Consider the following 16,832-nt stretch of genomic DNA (forward strand, 5'->3'; position numbering starts at 1 on the left):
TTAATCCGCCACCAGCACGTCGGCCACGAACTTTGGCTCACGCACGGCTTGGCCTGAGAACGACGAGCCCTGCTCGAACCAGGAGCGTGGCGCCGGCGCGCCCCACAGGGTCTGGCGGCGCGGATCGCGCAGCGACCAGCGCAGCGGCTCGTGGTCGTGATCGCCTGTAAAGTAGTCGCAGGTGTAGAGCTCGAGGCGGTGTCCATCAGGATCGCGAACGTAGAGGAAGAACGCATTCGAGATGCCGTGGCGCCCCGGTCCGCGCTCGATATTCTTCACGAAACCTGCGGAAGCCATGACGTCGCAGAGATGGATGATGTTCATCGCCGTCGGCGTCCAATAGGCGAAATGGTGCAGCCGCGGGCCCTTGCCGTTGGTGATCGCGAAATCGTGGACGTTGCCCTTGCGATGCATCCAGGCCGCTGCGATACGACCGTTCGGTCCGTCCTCTTCGGCATATTCGGTGAGGCGGAAGCCCAGCCGCGCATAGAAGTCGACCGTATCCTGCACCTCGGCGGCGAAGACGTTGAAATGATCGAGCCGCTGCGGATGGCATCCCTTGTAGAGGTCGTAGCGGCGGAGCAGATGCGGTCTGCGGTCCATCGACGCATAGAGCTCGATCTGGAAGCCGAAGGGATCGGTGAATTGCAGCGTGCGGCCCTGGAACGGCTGGTCGCCGAAGGCGTAGCCAAGACCGTTCTCGGAAAGAAACTTTGCGGCCTTGTCGAGGTCGCCGTCATTGCCGACCTTGAAGCCGAGCCTGTTACAGGCGGGCACGGCTGCCTTGCGCAGCACCAGCGAGTGATGCTGATGCTCCTCGGCGGCGCGAAGGTACACGAACTTGTCGTCCGCATCCTCGACATGCAGGCCGACAACGGTCTCGTAGAATTCGCGGCTCAGCTTCAGATCGGTCACGTCGAGCACGACGTGGCTGGAGCGGATGATGTTGAATGGCGGCTCGAAGATATGCTGCGGTACGGGCATTGCGTTTCCCCTCGGATTTGTCATTCCGGGGCGCGCGGAGCGCGAGCCCGGAATCCATTCTTCCACGATCTCTGCTGCGCGATGGATTCCGGGTTCGGCTCTTCGAGCCGTCCCGGAAATGACAATCAAATTCCCAGTTTCTGAATCTTGTGCGTGCCCCGCGCCAGCGAGACATGCTTGGTTTCCATGTAGAAGTCGAACGAATAGTCGCCACCGTCGCGGCCGATGCCGGAGGCCTTCATGCCGCCGAACGGGGTTGGCAGATGGCGGACGTTCTCCGAGTTCAGCCAGATCATGCCGGCCTCCAGTGCGTCGGCAACGCGCAAGCTCCGGCCGACATCGTTGGTCCAGACATAACCGGTGAGGCCATAGCGGATGTCGTTGGCGATTTCGATCGCCTCCGCCTCGTCCTTGAACGACAGCACGGTCAGGAAGGGGCCGAACACCTCTTCCTGCGCCACGCGCATCTTGCCGCTCGCGCCGGTCACCAGAGTAGGCTCGACATAATGCCCGCCGCCCGGGCCGTCAAAGGCCTTGCCGCCGACGGCGATGGTGGCGCCGTCCTGGCGCGCCACGTCGAAATAGGAGCAGACTTTTGCGAGGTGCCGCTCGTGGATCAGCGGCCCGATTTCGGTCGCGGGATCGAGGGGGTGGCCGACCTTCAGCGCCCTCACGCGCGCGGTCAGCCGTTCGATGAACTTGTCCGCGATGCTTTGCTGGATCAGCAGGCGGCTCGATGACGTGCAGCGCTCGCCGTTGAGCGAGTAGATCATGAACACGACGGCATCGAGCGCGCGGTCGAGATCGGCGTCGTCGAACACGATCACGGGGTTCTTGCCGCCGAGCTCGAAATGCACGCGCTTCAAGGTCGGCGCGCCCTGAATCATGATCGCCGATCCCGTCGCGCTCTCGCCGACGAAGCCGATCGCCTTGATGGCGGGATGTTCTGTCAAAGCCTTGCCGGCCTGTTCGCCAAAACCGTGCACGGTGTTGAACACGCCATCGGGTACGCCGGCTTCCTTGACGAGCCTGGCCAGAATGGATGCCGTCACCGGCGACCACTCGGCCGGCTTGTGCACGACGGTGCAGCCCGCCGCCAGCGCAGGGGCAATCTTCCAGGTCGAGAGCATGAATGGCGTGTTCCACGGCGTAATCACGCCGACCGGGCCGATCGGCACGCGGGTGGAGATATTCCAGTGCTCGTCGCTCGGCGTGTTCTGGCCGTCGCGCGCCTCGGCGCATTTGTCGGCGAAGAACCGAAAGTTTTCCGCGGCGCGAATCGCGGCCTTGGCCATGAAGCGATAGGCCTGGCCGGTGTCGATGCATTCGAGCACGGCGATGTCTTCAGCATTGTCCTCGATCGCGTCTGCAACGCGATGCAGCAGCTTCTTCCGCGTGACGGGGCCCATGTCGCGCCATGATTTGAAGGCCAGCGCAGCAGCCGTTGCTGCGGCGTCGATGTCCTCGGCATTGCCGCGGGCGACGCTCGCGAGCGTTGCGCCATCGACCGGCGACTTTGTCTCAAAGGTCCTGCCCGAGATCGACGGGACAATCTTGCCGTCGATCATGTGGCCGATGCCGTCCGCCTGCAGCCTTTTAAGCAGCGGTGCTGCGCGGTCGCGGTTGGCCTGGAATACATCGGCTTTCGGCGTGGGCTTATCCATGGGCGGCCACCACTTTCAATGCGTCGTGGATGTTGTTGCGCTTCCAGCTCGTGTCCTTGTCGTTGATCTGCATGTCGAACGACAAGGCGAACTTGCTGGCGGCGAAGACGGGATCGAGATGTTTCGAGAGCGCCTCAAAGACATGCTCGCCGGCCTTCTGCCGCGTGGCGAGATCGCGGCCTTCACCGATGCGCAGCACCATGTCGAGAAAGCCGTAATCGTGCCTGTTATCGGCGACCGCATAGTGCTCGCAGCGGATGGCACGAACACGGATGCCGCCGAGCGGGAAGATGCCGGTCTCGACTGCCGCCTTGCGCACGATCTCGCAGACGGCGCCGATGTCGACACGGTGATCGAGATTGGCCGAATATTCGATCGTGAAATGCGGCATGGCGGTTTCACTCCCTGGGTCGTCTAATTGCCTTAAGCGAAGTAGCAGCTGACCGAGCCGTAGGCGCCATAATCGGCTTGAATTGTGTCGCCCTTACGGGTCTCGATCGGACGGATGAAGGAGCCGGCGAGCACGATTTGGCCGGGCTCGAGCGCGAGCCCAAGCGGCGCGATCTTGTTCGCAAGCCACGCAACTGCAGTCGCGGGGTGATTGAGCACGCCGGCGGCGAGGCCGGTTTCTTCGAGCTGGCCGTTCTTGAAGCAAAGCGCGCCGATCCAGCGCAAATCGGCATCGAGCGGACGGATCGGCCGGCCGCCAAGCACGATGCCGGCATTCGCCGCGTTGTCGGCGATGGTATCGTAGATTTTTCGCGTGGCTTTCGTCTTGGGATCGACGCGCTCGATCCGCGTGTCCAGAATCTCCAGCGCCGGAACCACGAAGTCGGTGGCATTGAGCACGTCGAACATCGTGCAGTTGGGACCTTCGAGCCGCTTGCTCATGACGAAGGCGAGCTCGGCCTCGACGCGGGTTGCGATGAAGCGCTCGGTCGGGACCATGCCGCCATCGGCGAAGAACATGTCGTCGAGCAGCACGCCCGAATCCGGCTCGTCGATATTGAGCGCGCTCTGCATCGCCTTCGAGGTCAGGCCGATCTTGTGGCCTTTGACGCGGCGACCCTCGGCGATCTTGATGTCGACCCAGGCCTTCTGAATCGCGTAGGCATGGGCGATGGTGATGTCGGGGAAGTCCTGCGAGAGCTGCCGGATCTGCACGCGCGTCTTCTCCGCCTGGTGCAGACGGTTCGCGCAAGCTTGGATATCGTCTTTGGAAAGCGCCATCGGTGATCGACCAAAATCGTGGTGCCCGGAGATACTTAACATGTTAAGTGAATGCGTCAATCACAATTCGGGCTTGCTGCACTGCAAACGTTTTGCAGTCTGAAAGGGCGTCATGACGAAGAGACCGGCTGATTCCGCGAACGCAAGCGCGCCTGCCGCGCGGCAGGTGCCGATGCGCGATTTCTCGCGATCGTTGCCGATGTCGCTGTTGCGGGCACGCGAGGCGGTGATGCGGCAATTTCGCCCATCGCTGCGCGAGCACGGCCTGACCGAGCAGCAATGGCGCATCCTGCGTGCGCTCGCGTCCATCGAGGCCGCCGAGGTCACGGAACTCGCGCGCACCGCGTTTCTCCTTGGGCCGAGCCTGTCACGCATCCTGCGCGATCTCGAGGCGCGCAACCTGATCGAGCGCAAGACCGCGAAGGCGGACCAGCGCCGCAGCATGGTCTCGATCTCCAGGGAGGGCGTGAGGCTGATGGCCTCCGTGGCGCCGTCCTCGGAAGCGATCTATGCCGAGATCACGCAGCGCTTCGGCGCGCGCAAGCTCGCGGAGTTGCAGGAGATGCTGGGCGAGCTCGAGCGCAGTCTTGCCGCACCTGGCGCCGCGGACGAGACAACAGCCGAGGAGTGAGACCAGATATGCGCGCCCGCGCAGCGAGAACCATGGACATCCGCGCGTTTTTTCGCTCAAAGTGCCGCGAGACGCACAAAGGCGAGGCGATCCAGAGCGTCAGAATAGAGAAGTTCCGGAGTGCTTCGCTTGAGCTTCGGCGAACAGCTCGCCGGCACGACGGCGAGCGAGAACAACTGAGAAGGAAGGCAACGTGGCGAACAAGGTCAAGGAAATCTGGAAGTCGGGCAAGGCCGTGGTCAACGCGTGGCTGGCTATTCCCTCCGGCTTCTCCGCTGAGATGATCGCGCAATGCGGCTTCGACAGCGTCACCGTCGACATCCAGCACGGCGTGCAGGACTATCAGTCGATGGTGCAGTGCTTCCAGGCCATGGACAAGCATCCGGTCACCCCGATGGTCCGCGTGCCCTGGAACGAGCCCGGCATCATCGGCAAGGTGCTCGACGGCGGCGCCTATGGCGTGATCTGCCCGATGGTCAACACGCCGCAGGAAGCCAGGAACCTTGTGTCCTATTCGAAATACCCGCCGAAGGGCGTCCGCTCCAACGGCCCGATCCGCGCCGGCATGTACGGCACCGCGGGTTCCTACCAGAAGACGGCCAACGACGACATCGTGCTGCTGCCGATGATGGAGACCAAGACCGCAGTCGAGAACATGGAAGCGATCTTCGACGTCGAGGGCATCGACGGCGTCTATATCGGCCCGTCCGACCTCGGCTTCTCCTACGGCCTCGAGCCGAAGCTCGACCGCAGCGAGCCCGAGATCCTCGCGATCTACGACAAGATCATCAAGGAGTGCGCCAAGCGCGGCCTCAACGCGGGCATCCATTGCAGCGGCGCCGAGGGTGCTGCGCGCGCCATCAACATGGGCTTCAAGCTGGTGACCCTCTCGAACGAGGTCGGCCTGATGACGACCTTTGCCAAGATGCAGGTGAATGCGACCCGCAAGGATTCCGGCGGCAAGGCTTGATGACTCTCTGTGTCCCGGACGCGGTGCGGCACGCAGTGCCGCTCCGCAGAGCCGGGACCCAGAAGCCAACCTCACGCATGGGCCCCGGCTTAGCAGCGCACCGCTTTCGCGCTGCGCAGCATCCGGGGCACGATAGTTTCGATACAGGAGATACCCATGACCATCAGCCCCGTCATCCGCCTGCATCCCGCTGATGGCGTGCTGATCGCGCGCGCGAGCCTGCCGCCGGGGACACTGGTGGCTGACGGCGTGACCACGGTCGAGCGCATTCCCTCCGGCCACAAGGTCGCGATCAAGCCGATCGCAGTGGGCGAGCCTGTCATCCGCTACGGTCAGATCATCGGCTTTGCGACCATTCCGATCGCGCCGGGCCAGCACGTGCACGTGCAGAACATCGGCATGGGCGATTTCGCCAAGGACTATGCCTATTGCGCCGACGTCAAGCCGACGCCGAATTTCGACCTGCCGGCGACCTTCGAGGGCATCCGCCGCCCGGACGGCCGCGTCGCCACGCGCAACTATATCGGCATCCTCACCTCGGTGAATTGCAGCGCGCATGTCGCGGGTCTCGTTGCCGACGTCTTCAAGAAGAATCCTTTCACCGGCGACAATCCGCTGGCCGATTTCCCCAATGTCGACGGCGTCGTCGCGCTGACGCACAAGACCGGCTGCGGCATGACGCAGAACGAGCCGCTGGCGCTGCTCCGCCGCACGCTCGGCGGCTACGCGCGGCACGTTAATTTCTCCCACGTCATCGTGCTTGGCCTCGGTTGCGAGGTGAACCAGATCGGTGGGCTCATGGAAGAGCAGAAGCTCGCCGGCCGCCTGCGCGCGATGGACATCCAGGAGGTCGGCGGCACCCGCAAGACGGTGGAGGCCGGCATCGCCTTCGTGCGCGAAGCTCTTGCGGATTCCAACAAGGTCAAGCGCGAGTCCGTGCCGGTGAGTGAATTGACCGTGGCGCTGCAATGCGGCGGCTCGGACGGCTATTCCGGCGTGTCGGCCAATCCGGCGCTGGGCGCGGCGAGCGACCTCATCGTCCGTCACGGTGGCACCGTGATCCTGTCGGAGACACCCGAGACCTACGGCGCCGAGCATCTGCTCACGCGCCGCGCGGTCAGCCGCGAGGTCGGCGAGAAGCTGGTCGATCTCATGCGCTGGTGGGACGAATACACCGAGCGCGAGGGCGCCGAGATGAACGCCAATCCGAGCCCCGGCAACAAGGCTGGCGGCCTCACCACGATTCTGGAAAAGTCGCTCGGCGCGATGGCGAAGGCCGGCACCACCAATCTGGTCGACGTGGTGCGTTACGCCGAACCGGTGACCAAGCGCGGCTTCGTGTTCATGGACACGCCCGGCTACGATCCGGTCGCCGCCACCGGCCAGGTCGCCGGCGGCGCCAACCTCGTCTGCTTCACCACCGGCCGCGGCAGCGTGTTCGGCTGCAAGCCCGCGCCCTCGATCAAGCTCGCCACCAACACGCCCATGTACAAGCGCATGGAAGAGGACATGGACGTCAATTGTGGCACCATCCTCGAAGGCGAGGAGAGCGTGCAGGAGTGCGGTCAGCGTATCTTCGATCTCATCCTCAAGACCGCATCCGGCCAGCCGACCAAGAGCGAAAGCTTTGATTTCGGCGGTGCCGAGTTCGCGCCCTGGGTGCTGGGCGCGACGATGTGAGGGGCGAATAGCGAATAGGGAGTAGCGAATAGAGCGATCCCCCGGCAATTCGCCATTCGCCACTCACCATTCGCCCTTACCATAGGCACGGTCTGCCCGTTGTTAATGCTTGATCGAGGTCACCAGCGGTGTTCTGCTCAAAAAAGCTGCTGGAGCACCGCACCCCGTGTCGATCTACGTCGCATTACACCACGTCACGCACTACAAATACGACCGCCCGATCGATCTGGGACCGCAGACCATCCGTCTGCGGCCGGCGCCGCACACGCGCACGCCGATCCTGAGCTATTCGCTCAAGGTCACGCCGGCCAATCACTTCGTGAACTGGCAGCAAGATCCGCTAGGTAACTGGATCGCGCGTTACGTCTTCCCGGAGAAAACGACCGAGCTGAAGATCGAAGTCGATTTCACGGCACAGATGACCACGGTCAATCCGTTCGACTTCTTCGTCGAACCTTACGCCGACAGCTTTCCGTTCGAATACCCGAAAGACCTCAAGGCCGAGCTGGCGCCGTATCTCGAGATCATCAAGCCCGATCCCGCATTCGCAAAATATCTCGCCTCGATCCCGCGCGAGGCCCCGAATACCGTCAATTTCCTGGTCGATCTGAACAGGGAACTGCAACAGAAGATCAACTACGTCATTCGCATGGAGCCCGGCGTGCAGACGCCGGAGGAGACGCTCACATCCTGCGCCGGCTCCTGCCGCGACTCCGCCTGGCTGTTGATCCAGACCTTCCGCCATCTTGGCCTCGCCGCGCGCTTCGTGTCCGGCTATCTCATCCAGATCCGCCCCGACATCGATCCGATCGAGGGGCCGCCGGAGGTGGAGAACGACTTCACCGATCTGCACGCCTGGGCCGAGGTCTATCTGCCGGGCGCGGGCTGGATCGGGTTTGATGGGACCTCGGGCATGCTCGCGGGCGAGGGGCACATCCCAGTTGCCGCCACGCCGCATTATCGTTCGGCCGCGCCGATCTCCGGTGGCGCGGGCTTTGCCGAGGTCGAATTTGCCTTCGACATGAGCGTCCGCCGCATCCGCGAGGCGCCGCGCATCACAAAGCCGTTCTCCGATGACTCCTGGACGCGGCTCAACGATCTCGGCGAGCAGGTCGACGGCGATCTCGCTGCGCAGGACGTGCGGCTCACCATGGGCGGCGAGCCGACCTTCGTCTCGGTCGACGATCTCGAAGCGGCGGAGTGGAATACGGAAGCGGTCGGCCCGACCAAGCGCGCGCTCGGCGACGATCTGATCCGCCGTCTGCGCAATCGATTCGCGCCGGGCGGCCTGCTGCATTACGGCCAGGGCAAATGGTATCCCGGCGAAAGCCTGCCGCGCTGGGCCTTTGGCCTGTACTGGCGCAAGGACGGCGTGCCGATCTGGAAGAATGGCGACCTCATCGCCAGGATCGAGAAGCCCAAGCTCGCCGTGACCGAGGACGCCGAAGACTTCATGGAGGGCACGGCGGCACGGCTCGGGCTCGATCCCGGCTATGTCATTCCGGCCTATGAGGACACCGTCTACTGGCTTCAGAAGGAGGCCGATCTTCCCGTCAACGTCGATCCGTCCGACTCCAAATTGTCCAATCCGGAGGAACGCGCGCGCATGGCGCGGGTGTTCGATGAGGGCCTCCGCAAGCCACGCGGTTTCGTGCTGCCGGTGCAGCGCTGGAACGCGCCGCCACGCTGGCGCAGCGAGCGCTGGCAGCTCCGGCGCAATCATCTGTTCCTGATGCCGGGCGATTCGCCGCTCGGCCTGCGCCTGCCGATCGGTTCGCTCGGCTACGTCCCGCCCAGTGAATATCCCTACATCGTCGAGCAGGACCCGCTGGAGGCGCGCGGCAAGCTGCCGGTGTTCACACTCCCGGAGCGCCCGACAGCGTCGCCGCGGGTCGCGCCCGAGAAGCTCAATACGTCCGTCCCCGTCCGCACGGCACTGTCGATCGAGGTCCGCGACGGCGTGATCTGCGCCTTCATGCCGCCGGTCGAGCGTATCGAGGATTATCTCGAGATGATCGCGGCGGTCGAAGCCACCGCCGAGGAGATGCAGCTCCAGGTCCATGTCGAGGGCTATGCGCCGCCGTTCGATCCGCGCATCGAGGTCATCAAGGTGACGCCTGACCCCGGCGTCATCGAGGTCAACGTTCAGCCCGCAAAGAACTGGCGCGAGGCGGTCGACATCACCGTCGGGCTCTATGAGGATGCCGGCAAGATACGCCTCGGCGCCAACCGCTTCCTGGTCGATGGCCGCCACACCGGCACCGGCGGCGGCAACCACGTCGTGGTCGGCGGCTCCAGCCCGCAGGATTCGCCGTTCCTGCGCCGCCCCGATCTTTTGAAGAGCCTGGTGCTGTACTGGCAGCGGCATCCGTCGCTGTCCTATTTCTTCTCCGGCCTGTTCATCGGCCCGACCAGCCAGGCGCCGCGCATCGACGAGGCCCGCCACGACAGCATCTACGAGCTCGAGATCGCGCTCTCGCACGTGCCGCCGCCGGGCTATCAGACGCCGCTGTGGCTGGTTGACCGGCTGTTCCGGCATCTGCTGGTCGACATCACCGGCAACACCCACCGCGCCGAGATCTGCATCGACAAGCTCTATTCGCCGGATAGCCCCACCGGCCGGCTCGGCCTGGTCGAATTCCGCGCGCTCGAAATGCCGCCGGATCCGCGGATGTCGCTGGCGCAGCAGCTCCTGATCCGGGCGCTGATCGCAAAATTCTGGCGCGAGCCGCAACAAGGCAAGTTCGTGCGCTGGGGCACCGCGCTGCATGACCGCTTCATGCTGCCGCATTTCATCTGGGAAGATTTTCAGGACGTGCTCTCCGAGCTCAAGAGCTCGGGCTATCCGTTCGAGCCGGAATGGTATCTGGCCCAGCTCGAATTCCGCTTCCCCGCCTTCGGCCGCATCCATCATGGCGGCGTGACGCTGGAGCTGCGCCAGGCATTGGAGCCTTGGCACGTGCTGGGCGAGGAGGGCTCGGCCGGCGGCACGGTGCGCTATGTCGACTCGTCCGTCGAACGGCTCCAGGTCAAGGCCGACGGCTTCGTCGAGGGCCGCCATGTCGTGACCTGCAACGGCCGCCGCCTGCCGATGACGTCGACCGGACGCTCGGGGGAAGCCGTGGCGGGTGTCCGCTTCAAGGCCTGGCAGCCGGCCTCCGGCCTGCACCCGACCATTCCGGTCCATGCGCCGCTGACGTTTGACCTGATCGATACCTGGAACGGCCGCTCGCTCGGCGGCTGCGTCTATCACGTCGCCCATCCCGGCGGCCGCAGCTACGACACCAAGCCGGTCAACACCTACGAGGCCGAGGCGCGGCGGCTGGCGCGCTTCCAGGACCACGGCCATACGCCCGGCCCCATGCAGCCCCCGCCCGAGGAACGCACAAATGAATTCCCGCTGACCCTCGACTTGCGGACACCGCTCCTGCAATGAGTATGATGGTGGGGCAGGGAGAGGCGCATGGGCGAGGGCGCAGCCGAACAGGACAAGGCGGGTAAGGCGCAGGGTCAGCGAGAAGGTCAGCGCCGCCTCGCGCAATGGGTCCGCGACTATCGCCGCCTGCCCGGCATCCCCGACGAGTTTCTGGGGCCCGACGGCGCCCCGCGCGCGGTCTGGAGCCGCTTCTTCGATGCCTTCGGCACGCTGGCGCCCGACGAGGTCGAGCGGCGCTTCGGCATGGCCGACCGCCATCTCCGCGAGGCCGGCGTCACCTACCGCGCGCCCGGCGACAGCGCCGACCGGCCGTGGTCGCTCAGCCATCTGCCGCTGCTGATCGACGAGGCCGACTGGAAGCAGCTCTCCGCCGGCATCACCCAGCGCGCCGAGCTTTTGGAGCTGGTGCTGCGCGACATCTATGGCGAAGGCCGGCTGGTCGCGGAAGGTGCGCTGCCGGCCGGCGCGATTGCCGGCAGTCCCGAATACCTCCGTCCCGTCTGCGGCGTGCCGCCGCCGGGCGGGCGCTACCTCTCGCTCTATGCCGCCGATGTCGGCCGTGGGCCCGATGGCCGCTGGTGGGTGCTCGGCGACCGCACGCAGGCGCCGTCAGGCGCGGGCTATGCGCTGGAGAACCGCCTGGTGCTGTCGCGCGCCTTCTCCGATCTCTACAAGTCGATGAATGTGCCGCGCGTCGCGCCGTTCTTCGAGGCGTTTCGCGATAGCCTTCGCGCGCGCGCCGATCGCGACGAGCCGCGGATCGGCGTGCTCTCGCCCGGCAGTTTCAGCGAAACCTATTTCGAGCACGCGACGCTGGCGCGCTATCTCGGCTTCCTCTTGGTCGAGGGCGACGATCTCGCCGTCAGTGACAATCGCATCCACATTCGCACCGTCGCGGGGCTGAAGCGGCTCGACGTATTGCTCCGCCGTGTCGATTCCAACTCGCTCGATCCGCTCGAGCTCGATGCCTCCTCGCATCTCGGCGTGCCCGGCCTGATCGATGTGCTGCGCAAGGACGGCATCGTCGTTGCCAACATGCCGGGCTCCGGTGTGCTGGAGGCGAGGGCGCTGCTCGGCTTCCTGCCGGCCTTGAGCCGCCGTTTGCTCGGCGAAGAGCTGAAGATGCCGCACATCGCGACCTGGTGGTGCGGCCAGCGCTCGGCGCGCGACGAGGTGCTGTCGCGGCTCGACGAGGTCGCGATCGAAGGTGCCTACCGGCGCGGCGTGCCCGGCTTCGACAGCAACGGCCCGGTGCTGGCGAGCGGGCTCGATGCCGCCGGACGTCAGCGCCTGGTCGATGCCATCAGCGCCCGCGGCATGGATTATGTCGGCCAGGAGGTGGTGCGCTTGTCCACCATGCCGGTGTGGGAGCAGGGGCAGATCATGCCGCGCCCCTTCGTGCTGCGCGTGTTTGCTGCGGCAACGCCCGACGGCTGGGCCATCATGCCCGGCGGGTTCTGCCGGATCGCCGAGCAGGCCGATGCGCGTGCGGTGTCGATGGGGGACGGCGCGCGTGCCGCCGACGTCTGGGTGGTCTCGGACAAGAAGGTCTCGACCGCGTCGCTGCTGCCGGCGACAGACAAGGTCCGGATTCGCCGGATCGCCGGCGTGCTGCCGAGCCGCGCTGCCGACAATCTGTTCTGGCTCGGCCGCTATCTCGAACGCGCCGAAGCGACGCTGCGGCTGGTGCGCGCGCTGGGCTCGCCGAGCGGACCCAACAAGGGCACCGCGGCCTCGCTGCAATCGGCCGAACGGATCCAGCGCCTGCTGGTGACCTGGGGTGCGATCTCGCAGACCTCGCGCACGGCACCGGGGCGCATCGTCGCCGAAGCCTTGCAGAGCGAGGCGCGTTTCGGCTCGGCGCTGTCGCTGGTGCGCGCGGCGCAGCGCACCGCAACCTCCTTGCGCGAGCGGCTGTCGCCCGATGCCTGGCAGGTCATCACCGAGATGGCCGATCGGCTCTCCTACGAGGTCGAGGACGACGACAGCGTGTTGAGCGCGGCCGAGCTGACCTTGCAGGAGCTTGCGAGCTTCGCAGGCCTCGCGCAGGAGAACATGAACCGCGCCGCCGGCTGGCGCTTCCTCGATATCGGCCGCCGCACCGAGCGCGCCATCAACACCGCGCGTTTTGCCCGACAGTTTGCCTATGACGAGGCTGGCGACGAGGACCTCGACATCCTGCTGACGCTGGTGGATTCCCAGATCACCTACCGCTCGCGCTACCTGCTGGCGCCGATCCTGGCGCCGGTGCGCGACCTCGCCGTGCTCGATCCCTACAATCCGCGGTCGGTGGCGTTCCAGGTGACGACGCTGAACGAGCATATCGCGGCACTGCCGAGCCTGAAGGAGCATGGCCTGATCGAGCAGCCGCAGCGGCTTGCGGTGGCGGTGCAGTCCATGCTGGCGACCGCCGAAGCCGAGAAGCTCGAGGTCAAGACTTTGTTCGCGCTGGAGCAGGATCTGCTCAGCCTCGCCGAAGCGATCGGGTTGCATTATTTCCCGCACGGCACCAATGCGAGCCGGCCGGAAAAGCTGACGGGGCTGGCGTGATCTACGACATCCGGCACGTCACGACTTACGGGTACGAGAGCCCGGTCAGCTTCGCCCGCTGCACGCTGCGGCTTGAGCCGAGGGACGGCAACGGCCAGGAGCTGATCTCGCACAAGATCGAGATCCGTCCGCGTCCGTCCGAGCGCCACGTCCGCCGCGATTTCTTCGGCACGCTGACCGAGAGCATCGTGATCGAGGCCGCGCATCGCAATTTACGCATCGACTCGCGCTCGCGCGTCTCCGTCGCGCGGAAGCCGCCGGCGCGCGATGCCGCGAGCCCATCCTGGGAGAGCATCCGCGACCTCGCGTTTGAAGCGACAAGCCTCGGGCCGTCCTCGCCGGTCGGTTATGTCTTTGCGAGCCCGCTGGTGCCGGTGCTGCGTCCCGTCAGTGCCTATGCTGCCGAGAGCTTCGTGCCTGAAAAGGGCATCCTCGCGGGTGCGGTCGATCTCATGCATCGCATCCGCACCGGGTTTCGCTATGACCCCAAGGCGACGGCGATCTCGACGCCGCTCGACGAGGTCTTCGACAAGCGCCACGGCGTCTGCCAGGATTTTGCCCATGTGATGATCGCGGGGCTGCGCGGGCTCGGCCTGCCTGCCGCCTATGTCAGCGGCTACTTACGCACCATTCCGCCGGCAGGGCAGCCGCGCTTGCAGGGCGCGGATGCCACGCACGCCTGGGTGTCGCTGTGGTGCGGCGCGGAGCTCGGCTGGGTCGATTTCGATCCGACCAACGATCTCCTGGTCGCCAATGACCACATCGTGCTGGCGGTCGGTCGCGACTTCTCCGATGTGTCCCCGGTGGACGGCATCATCGTCGGCTCCCCGAAGCAGAAGCTCGGCGTCGCCGTGGACGTGCAGCTGGTGGACTGATTGCGGTTTTGCCGTCCCGGCGACGCCCGCCAGGGATGTGTCGAGCATTCACCGCAACCGCGATATCGCGGAGCACAACTGCAACATATTTCCGTGTTTTCACTCCCGGGTTTGGCCAGTCGCCCCAGATTGGGCTATGCTGAGCCTGCGTCGAGGGCGAGTATGAGGCGTCAGGAGGCTAGCGTGGGACACCACCGACGGACGGGGCTGCATCCATGATGACGTTACCGCGACTGGCAGCTGAATCCCTGGAGAAGCTGCTGGGCACGTTCATGCGGCGTCGGTATGACGAGAGCGCTGCGAGTATAGTCGAGAGCGCAACCCGCACGGCGATGGAATGCATCGGCAACAGCGATGCCCTTTACCATAACATCGAGCATACGATGCTGGTGACGCTGGCGGGCCATTCCATCCTCAGCGGCCGAAGCCTCCATACCCACCTGACGGCTGAGGACTACGTCCACGTCCTGATCGCCTGCCTCGCCCACGATATCGGCTATGTGCGCGGCCTGTTCGAGGAGGATGACATCGACGGCTTCGTGATCGATGCTGCCGACACCAAGATCTCGTTGCCGCGCGGTGCGTCGGACGCCAGCTTGATGACGTATCACGTCGACCGCTCGAAGCTCTATGTGACGCGGCGGTTGCGGCACATTCCGGGGCTTGATCCTGAACGCATCGCCCGCGCCATCGAGGGGACGCGCTTCCCGGCCCGCGAGGGCCAGGAATACGACGACGAGGCGTCGATCCTGCGCGCCGCCGACTTCATCGGGCAGCTCGGCGATCCCAACTATCTGCGCAAGGCAAATGCACTCTATTACGAGTTCGAGGAGGTCGGCATGAACCGCCAACTCGGCTACGACTCGCCCGCCGACATCGTGAACCGCTATCCGCAATTCTATTGGAACAGCGTCGCGCCGCACATCCAGACCGAGATCGGCTATCTCAACAAGACCGAGATCGGCCGGCAGTGGATCGCCAATCTCTACAGCAACGTGTTCCGGGCCGAACGCGAGATATCGCTATCCGGACCGCAGAAGTAGGGCTCTTGTAGCCCGCATGGAGCGAAGCGGAAAGCGCCGCCGCCGGCGCTTCTGAATCCTGAGCGGCCAAAGCCTGATTTTCGCGATCGCAGGAACTTTTCGCTGTCGCCGTCGTCCAATCCTGAGCTGCGCGTTGAGGTGCCAGGGAGATGACCATGACCGAGGACAAGAAGCCGGGCGGACCCGACCTGACCAGGGGCGTGTCGTTGCGCGAGTTCAAGGATGGTAAGCTGCTCGGGCATGTCGGCGAGGAGGACGTCCTGCTGGTGCACGCCGCCGGCGATGTGTTTGCAATCGAGCCCGAATGCAGCCATTGGCATGGTCCGCTGGCCGAAGGGCTGGTGGTCGGCGACACTATCCGCTGTCCCTGGCATCACGCCTGCTTCTCACTTCGCAGCGGCGAGGCGACGCGTGCGCCGGCACTCAATACGCTGACAGTGTGGGAGGTGACGCGCGATCAGGACAGGATCATGGTCCAGCGCAAGCGCGATATGCCGAAGCCTTCGGCATCCCACCGCACCGCACCAACTCCGGAAAAATTCGTCATCGTCGGCGGCGGCGGGGCCGGTTTTGCGGCGGCCGAGATGCTCCGGCGCGAGGGTTTTGCCGGCAGCATCACGATGCTCAGCAGTGACGGCGCGATGCCGACCGACCGGCCGAACCTGTCCAAGGACTATCTCGCCGGCAATGCGCCGGAAGAATATCTGCCGTTGCGCCCCGAGGACTACTATGGGGATGCCAGCATCGATCTCCGGCTCAACACCAACGTCTCGGCGATCGATCCGAAGACGCGCAGCGTGACGCTCGGCAATGGCGACAAGCTGCCGTTCGACCGGCTGCTGCTCGCGACCGGCGCAGAGCCGGTCAAGCTCCAGATCCCCGGCGCCGATCAGCCGCATGTCCACACCTTACGCTCCGTGGCCGACAGCCGTGCCATCATCAAGGCGGCGGGCAGCGCGAAGCGCGTGCTCGTGATCGGCGCGAGCTTCATCGGCCTCGAGGTCGCGGCGTCGCTTCGTGCGCGCAAGCTCGAGGTCCATGTGGTCGCGCCGGAGGAGCGGCCGATGCAGAAGGTGCTCGGTCCCGAGATGGGCGATTTCATCCGCAAGGTTCACGAGGAGAACGGCGTCAGCTTCCACTTGAACGACACCGTGGAGAAAATCGACGGTACCCGCGCCACGCTGAAGAGCGGCGCCGTGATCGAGGCCGACCTCGTCGTGGTCGGCATCGGCGTCAAGCCGCGCCTTGCGCTGGCAGAGCACGCAGGGCTCGCAGCCGATCGGGGCGTCAGCGTGAGCGAATATCTGGAGACCAGCGTCGCCGGAATCTTCGCCGCCGGCGATATCGCGCGCTGGCCCGATCCGCATTCGCGGCAAACCATCCGCGTCGAGCACTGGGTGGTGGCGGAGCGGCAGGGCCAGACCGCGGCGCGCAACATGATGGGCAAGCGCGAGCGCTTCGACGCCGTGCCGTTCTTCTGGAGCCAGCATTTTGACGTCGTCATCAATTATCTGGGCCACGCCGACAGCTACGACCACATTGAGATCGACGGCAGCATCTCCAAACGGGATTGCATGCTGCGATATATCAAGGCCGGCCGCGTGCTGGCCGTCGCCTCGATCAACCGCGATCTCGACGATCTCAAGGCCGAGCTCGAGATGGAGCGGGCGCGCGGGTGAGGCGCCGCATTTGAGGTTGATTTACCTCAATGTTGGCTCCCGCAGGGGCCGCTCGGCTGGCTGTCGTCCCGGCGCGATCGGTGCTATCCT

At 65.1% G+C, this 16,832-nt stretch carries 12 protein-coding genes; 8 read left to right on the forward strand and 4 right to left on the reverse strand.

The window, feature by feature from the left end:
* The 4 genes from hpaD to hpaH form a co-directional block, all read right to left on the reverse strand.
* Window positions 1–984, reverse strand: coding sequence for a 3,4-dihydroxyphenylacetate 2,3-dioxygenase (hpaD, locus tag ABID59_RS19415; RefSeq protein ID WP_354084413.1), 984 nt, complete (start codon window positions 982–984; stop codon window positions 1–3).
* 125 nt (window positions 985–1,109) lie between these two features.
* The gene (gene hpaE / locus ABID59_RS19420; RefSeq protein WP_354084414.1) at window positions 1,110–2,648 is read right to left on the reverse strand and encodes a 5-carboxymethyl-2-hydroxymuconate semialdehyde dehydrogenase; all 1,539 of its coding nucleotides are present in this window, start codon (window positions 2,646–2,648) and stop codon (window positions 1,110–1,112) included.
* Window positions 2,641–3,039, reverse strand: a complete 399-nt coding sequence (locus ABID59_RS19425) for a 5-carboxymethyl-2-hydroxymuconate Delta-isomerase (RefSeq protein ID WP_148752123.1) — start codon at window positions 3,037–3,039, stop codon at window positions 2,641–2,643. Before ABID59_RS19425 ends, hpaE begins: the two co-directional genes overlap by 8 nt.
* Window positions 3,040–3,071: 32 nt before the next feature.
* A complete protein-coding gene (hpaH, locus tag ABID59_RS19430) occupies window positions 3,072–3,878 on the reverse strand; it encodes a 2-oxo-hept-4-ene-1,7-dioate hydratase (RefSeq protein ID WP_148752122.1) in 807 nt (268 codons plus the stop codon).
* Between the two features lie 112 nt (window positions 3,879–3,990).
* Here hpaH and hpaR point away from each other — a divergent pair, with 112 nt between their 5' ends.
* From hpaR to ABID59_RS19470, 8 genes are all read left to right on the forward strand, one after another.
* The gene (gene hpaR / locus ABID59_RS19435; RefSeq protein WP_354084415.1) at window positions 3,991–4,509 is read left to right on the forward strand and encodes a homoprotocatechuate degradation operon regulator HpaR; all 519 of its coding nucleotides are present in this window, start codon (window positions 3,991–3,993) and stop codon (window positions 4,507–4,509) included.
* 193 nt (window positions 4,510–4,702) lie between these two features.
* Window positions 4,703–5,479: an HpcH/HpaI aldolase family protein gene (locus ABID59_RS19440; RefSeq protein WP_354084416.1), complete on the forward strand. Its 777-nt coding sequence runs from the start codon at window positions 4,703–4,705 to the stop codon at window positions 5,477–5,479.
* 156 nt (window positions 5,480–5,635) lie between these two features.
* A complete protein-coding gene (locus ABID59_RS19445; protein ID WP_354084417.1) occupies window positions 5,636–7,159 on the forward strand; it encodes a UxaA family hydrolase in 1,524 nt (507 codons plus the stop codon).
* A gap of 166 nt (window positions 7,160–7,325) precedes the next feature.
* Window positions 7,326–10,595 (forward strand): transglutaminase family protein, encoded by a 3,270-nt coding sequence (locus ABID59_RS19450; RefSeq protein WP_148752118.1) that lies wholly within the window; start codon window positions 7,326–7,328, stop codon window positions 10,593–10,595.
* 27 nt (window positions 10,596–10,622) lie between these two features.
* Window positions 10,623–13,145 carry a circularly permuted type 2 ATP-grasp protein gene (locus ABID59_RS19455; RefSeq protein ID WP_354084418.1) on the forward strand — a complete coding sequence of 841 codons (2,523 nt, stop codon included), beginning with the start codon at window positions 10,623–10,625 and terminating at the stop codon, window positions 13,143–13,145.
* Window positions 13,142–14,020 (forward strand): transglutaminase family protein, encoded by an 879-nt coding sequence (locus ABID59_RS19460; RefSeq protein ID WP_354084419.1) that lies wholly within the window; start codon window positions 13,142–13,144, stop codon window positions 14,018–14,020. Before ABID59_RS19455 ends, ABID59_RS19460 begins: the two co-directional genes overlap by 4 nt.
* Before the next feature lie 215 nt (window positions 14,021–14,235).
* Window positions 14,236–15,063, forward strand: a complete 828-nt coding sequence (locus ABID59_RS19465) for a 3',5'-cyclic nucleotide phosphodiesterase (protein WP_148752115.1) — start codon at window positions 14,236–14,238, stop codon at window positions 15,061–15,063.
* A 155-nt stretch (window positions 15,064–15,218) separates the two neighbouring features.
* Window positions 15,219–16,742: an FAD-dependent oxidoreductase gene (locus ABID59_RS19470; RefSeq protein ID WP_354084420.1), complete on the forward strand. Its 1,524-nt coding sequence runs from the start codon at window positions 15,219–15,221 to the stop codon at window positions 16,740–16,742.
* The last annotated feature ends 90 nt before the right edge of the window (window positions 16,743–16,832 follow it).

Origin of the sequence: Bradyrhizobium sp. S3.3.6 (genome assembly GCF_040546905.1) — a bacterium.
Lineage (GTDB): Bacteria > Pseudomonadota > Alphaproteobacteria > Rhizobiales > Xanthobacteraceae > Bradyrhizobium > Bradyrhizobium cytisi.

Coding starts and splice junctions, on each gene's coding strand:
- hpaD (WP_354084413.1), bottom strand. CDS start 984: ATGCCCGTACCGCAGCATATCTTCGAGCCGCCATTCAACATCATCCGC.
- hpaE (WP_354084414.1), bottom strand. CDS start 2,648: ATGGATAAGCCCACGCCGAAAGCCGATGTATTCCAGGCCAACCGCGAC.
- ABID59_RS19425 (WP_148752123.1), bottom strand. CDS start 3,039: ATGCCGCATTTCACGATCGAATATTCGGCCAATCTCGATCACCGTGTC.
- hpaH (WP_148752122.1), bottom strand. CDS start 3,878: ATGGCGCTTTCCAAAGACGATATCCAAGCTTGCGCGAACCGTCTGCAC.
- hpaR (WP_354084415.1), top strand. CDS start 3,991: ATGACGAAGAGACCGGCTGATTCCGCGAACGCAAGCGCGCCTGCCGCG.
- ABID59_RS19445 (WP_354084417.1), top strand. CDS start 5,636: ATGACCATCAGCCCCGTCATCCGCCTGCATCCCGCTGATGGCGTGCTG.
- ABID59_RS19455 (WP_354084418.1), top strand. CDS start 10,623: ATGGGCGAGGGCGCAGCCGAACAGGACAAGGCGGGTAAGGCGCAGGGT.
- ABID59_RS19465 (WP_148752115.1), top strand. CDS start 14,236: ATGATGACGTTACCGCGACTGGCAGCTGAATCCCTGGAGAAGCTGCTG.
- ABID59_RS19470 (WP_354084420.1), top strand. CDS start 15,219: ATGACCGAGGACAAGAAGCCGGGCGGACCCGACCTGACCAGGGGCGTG.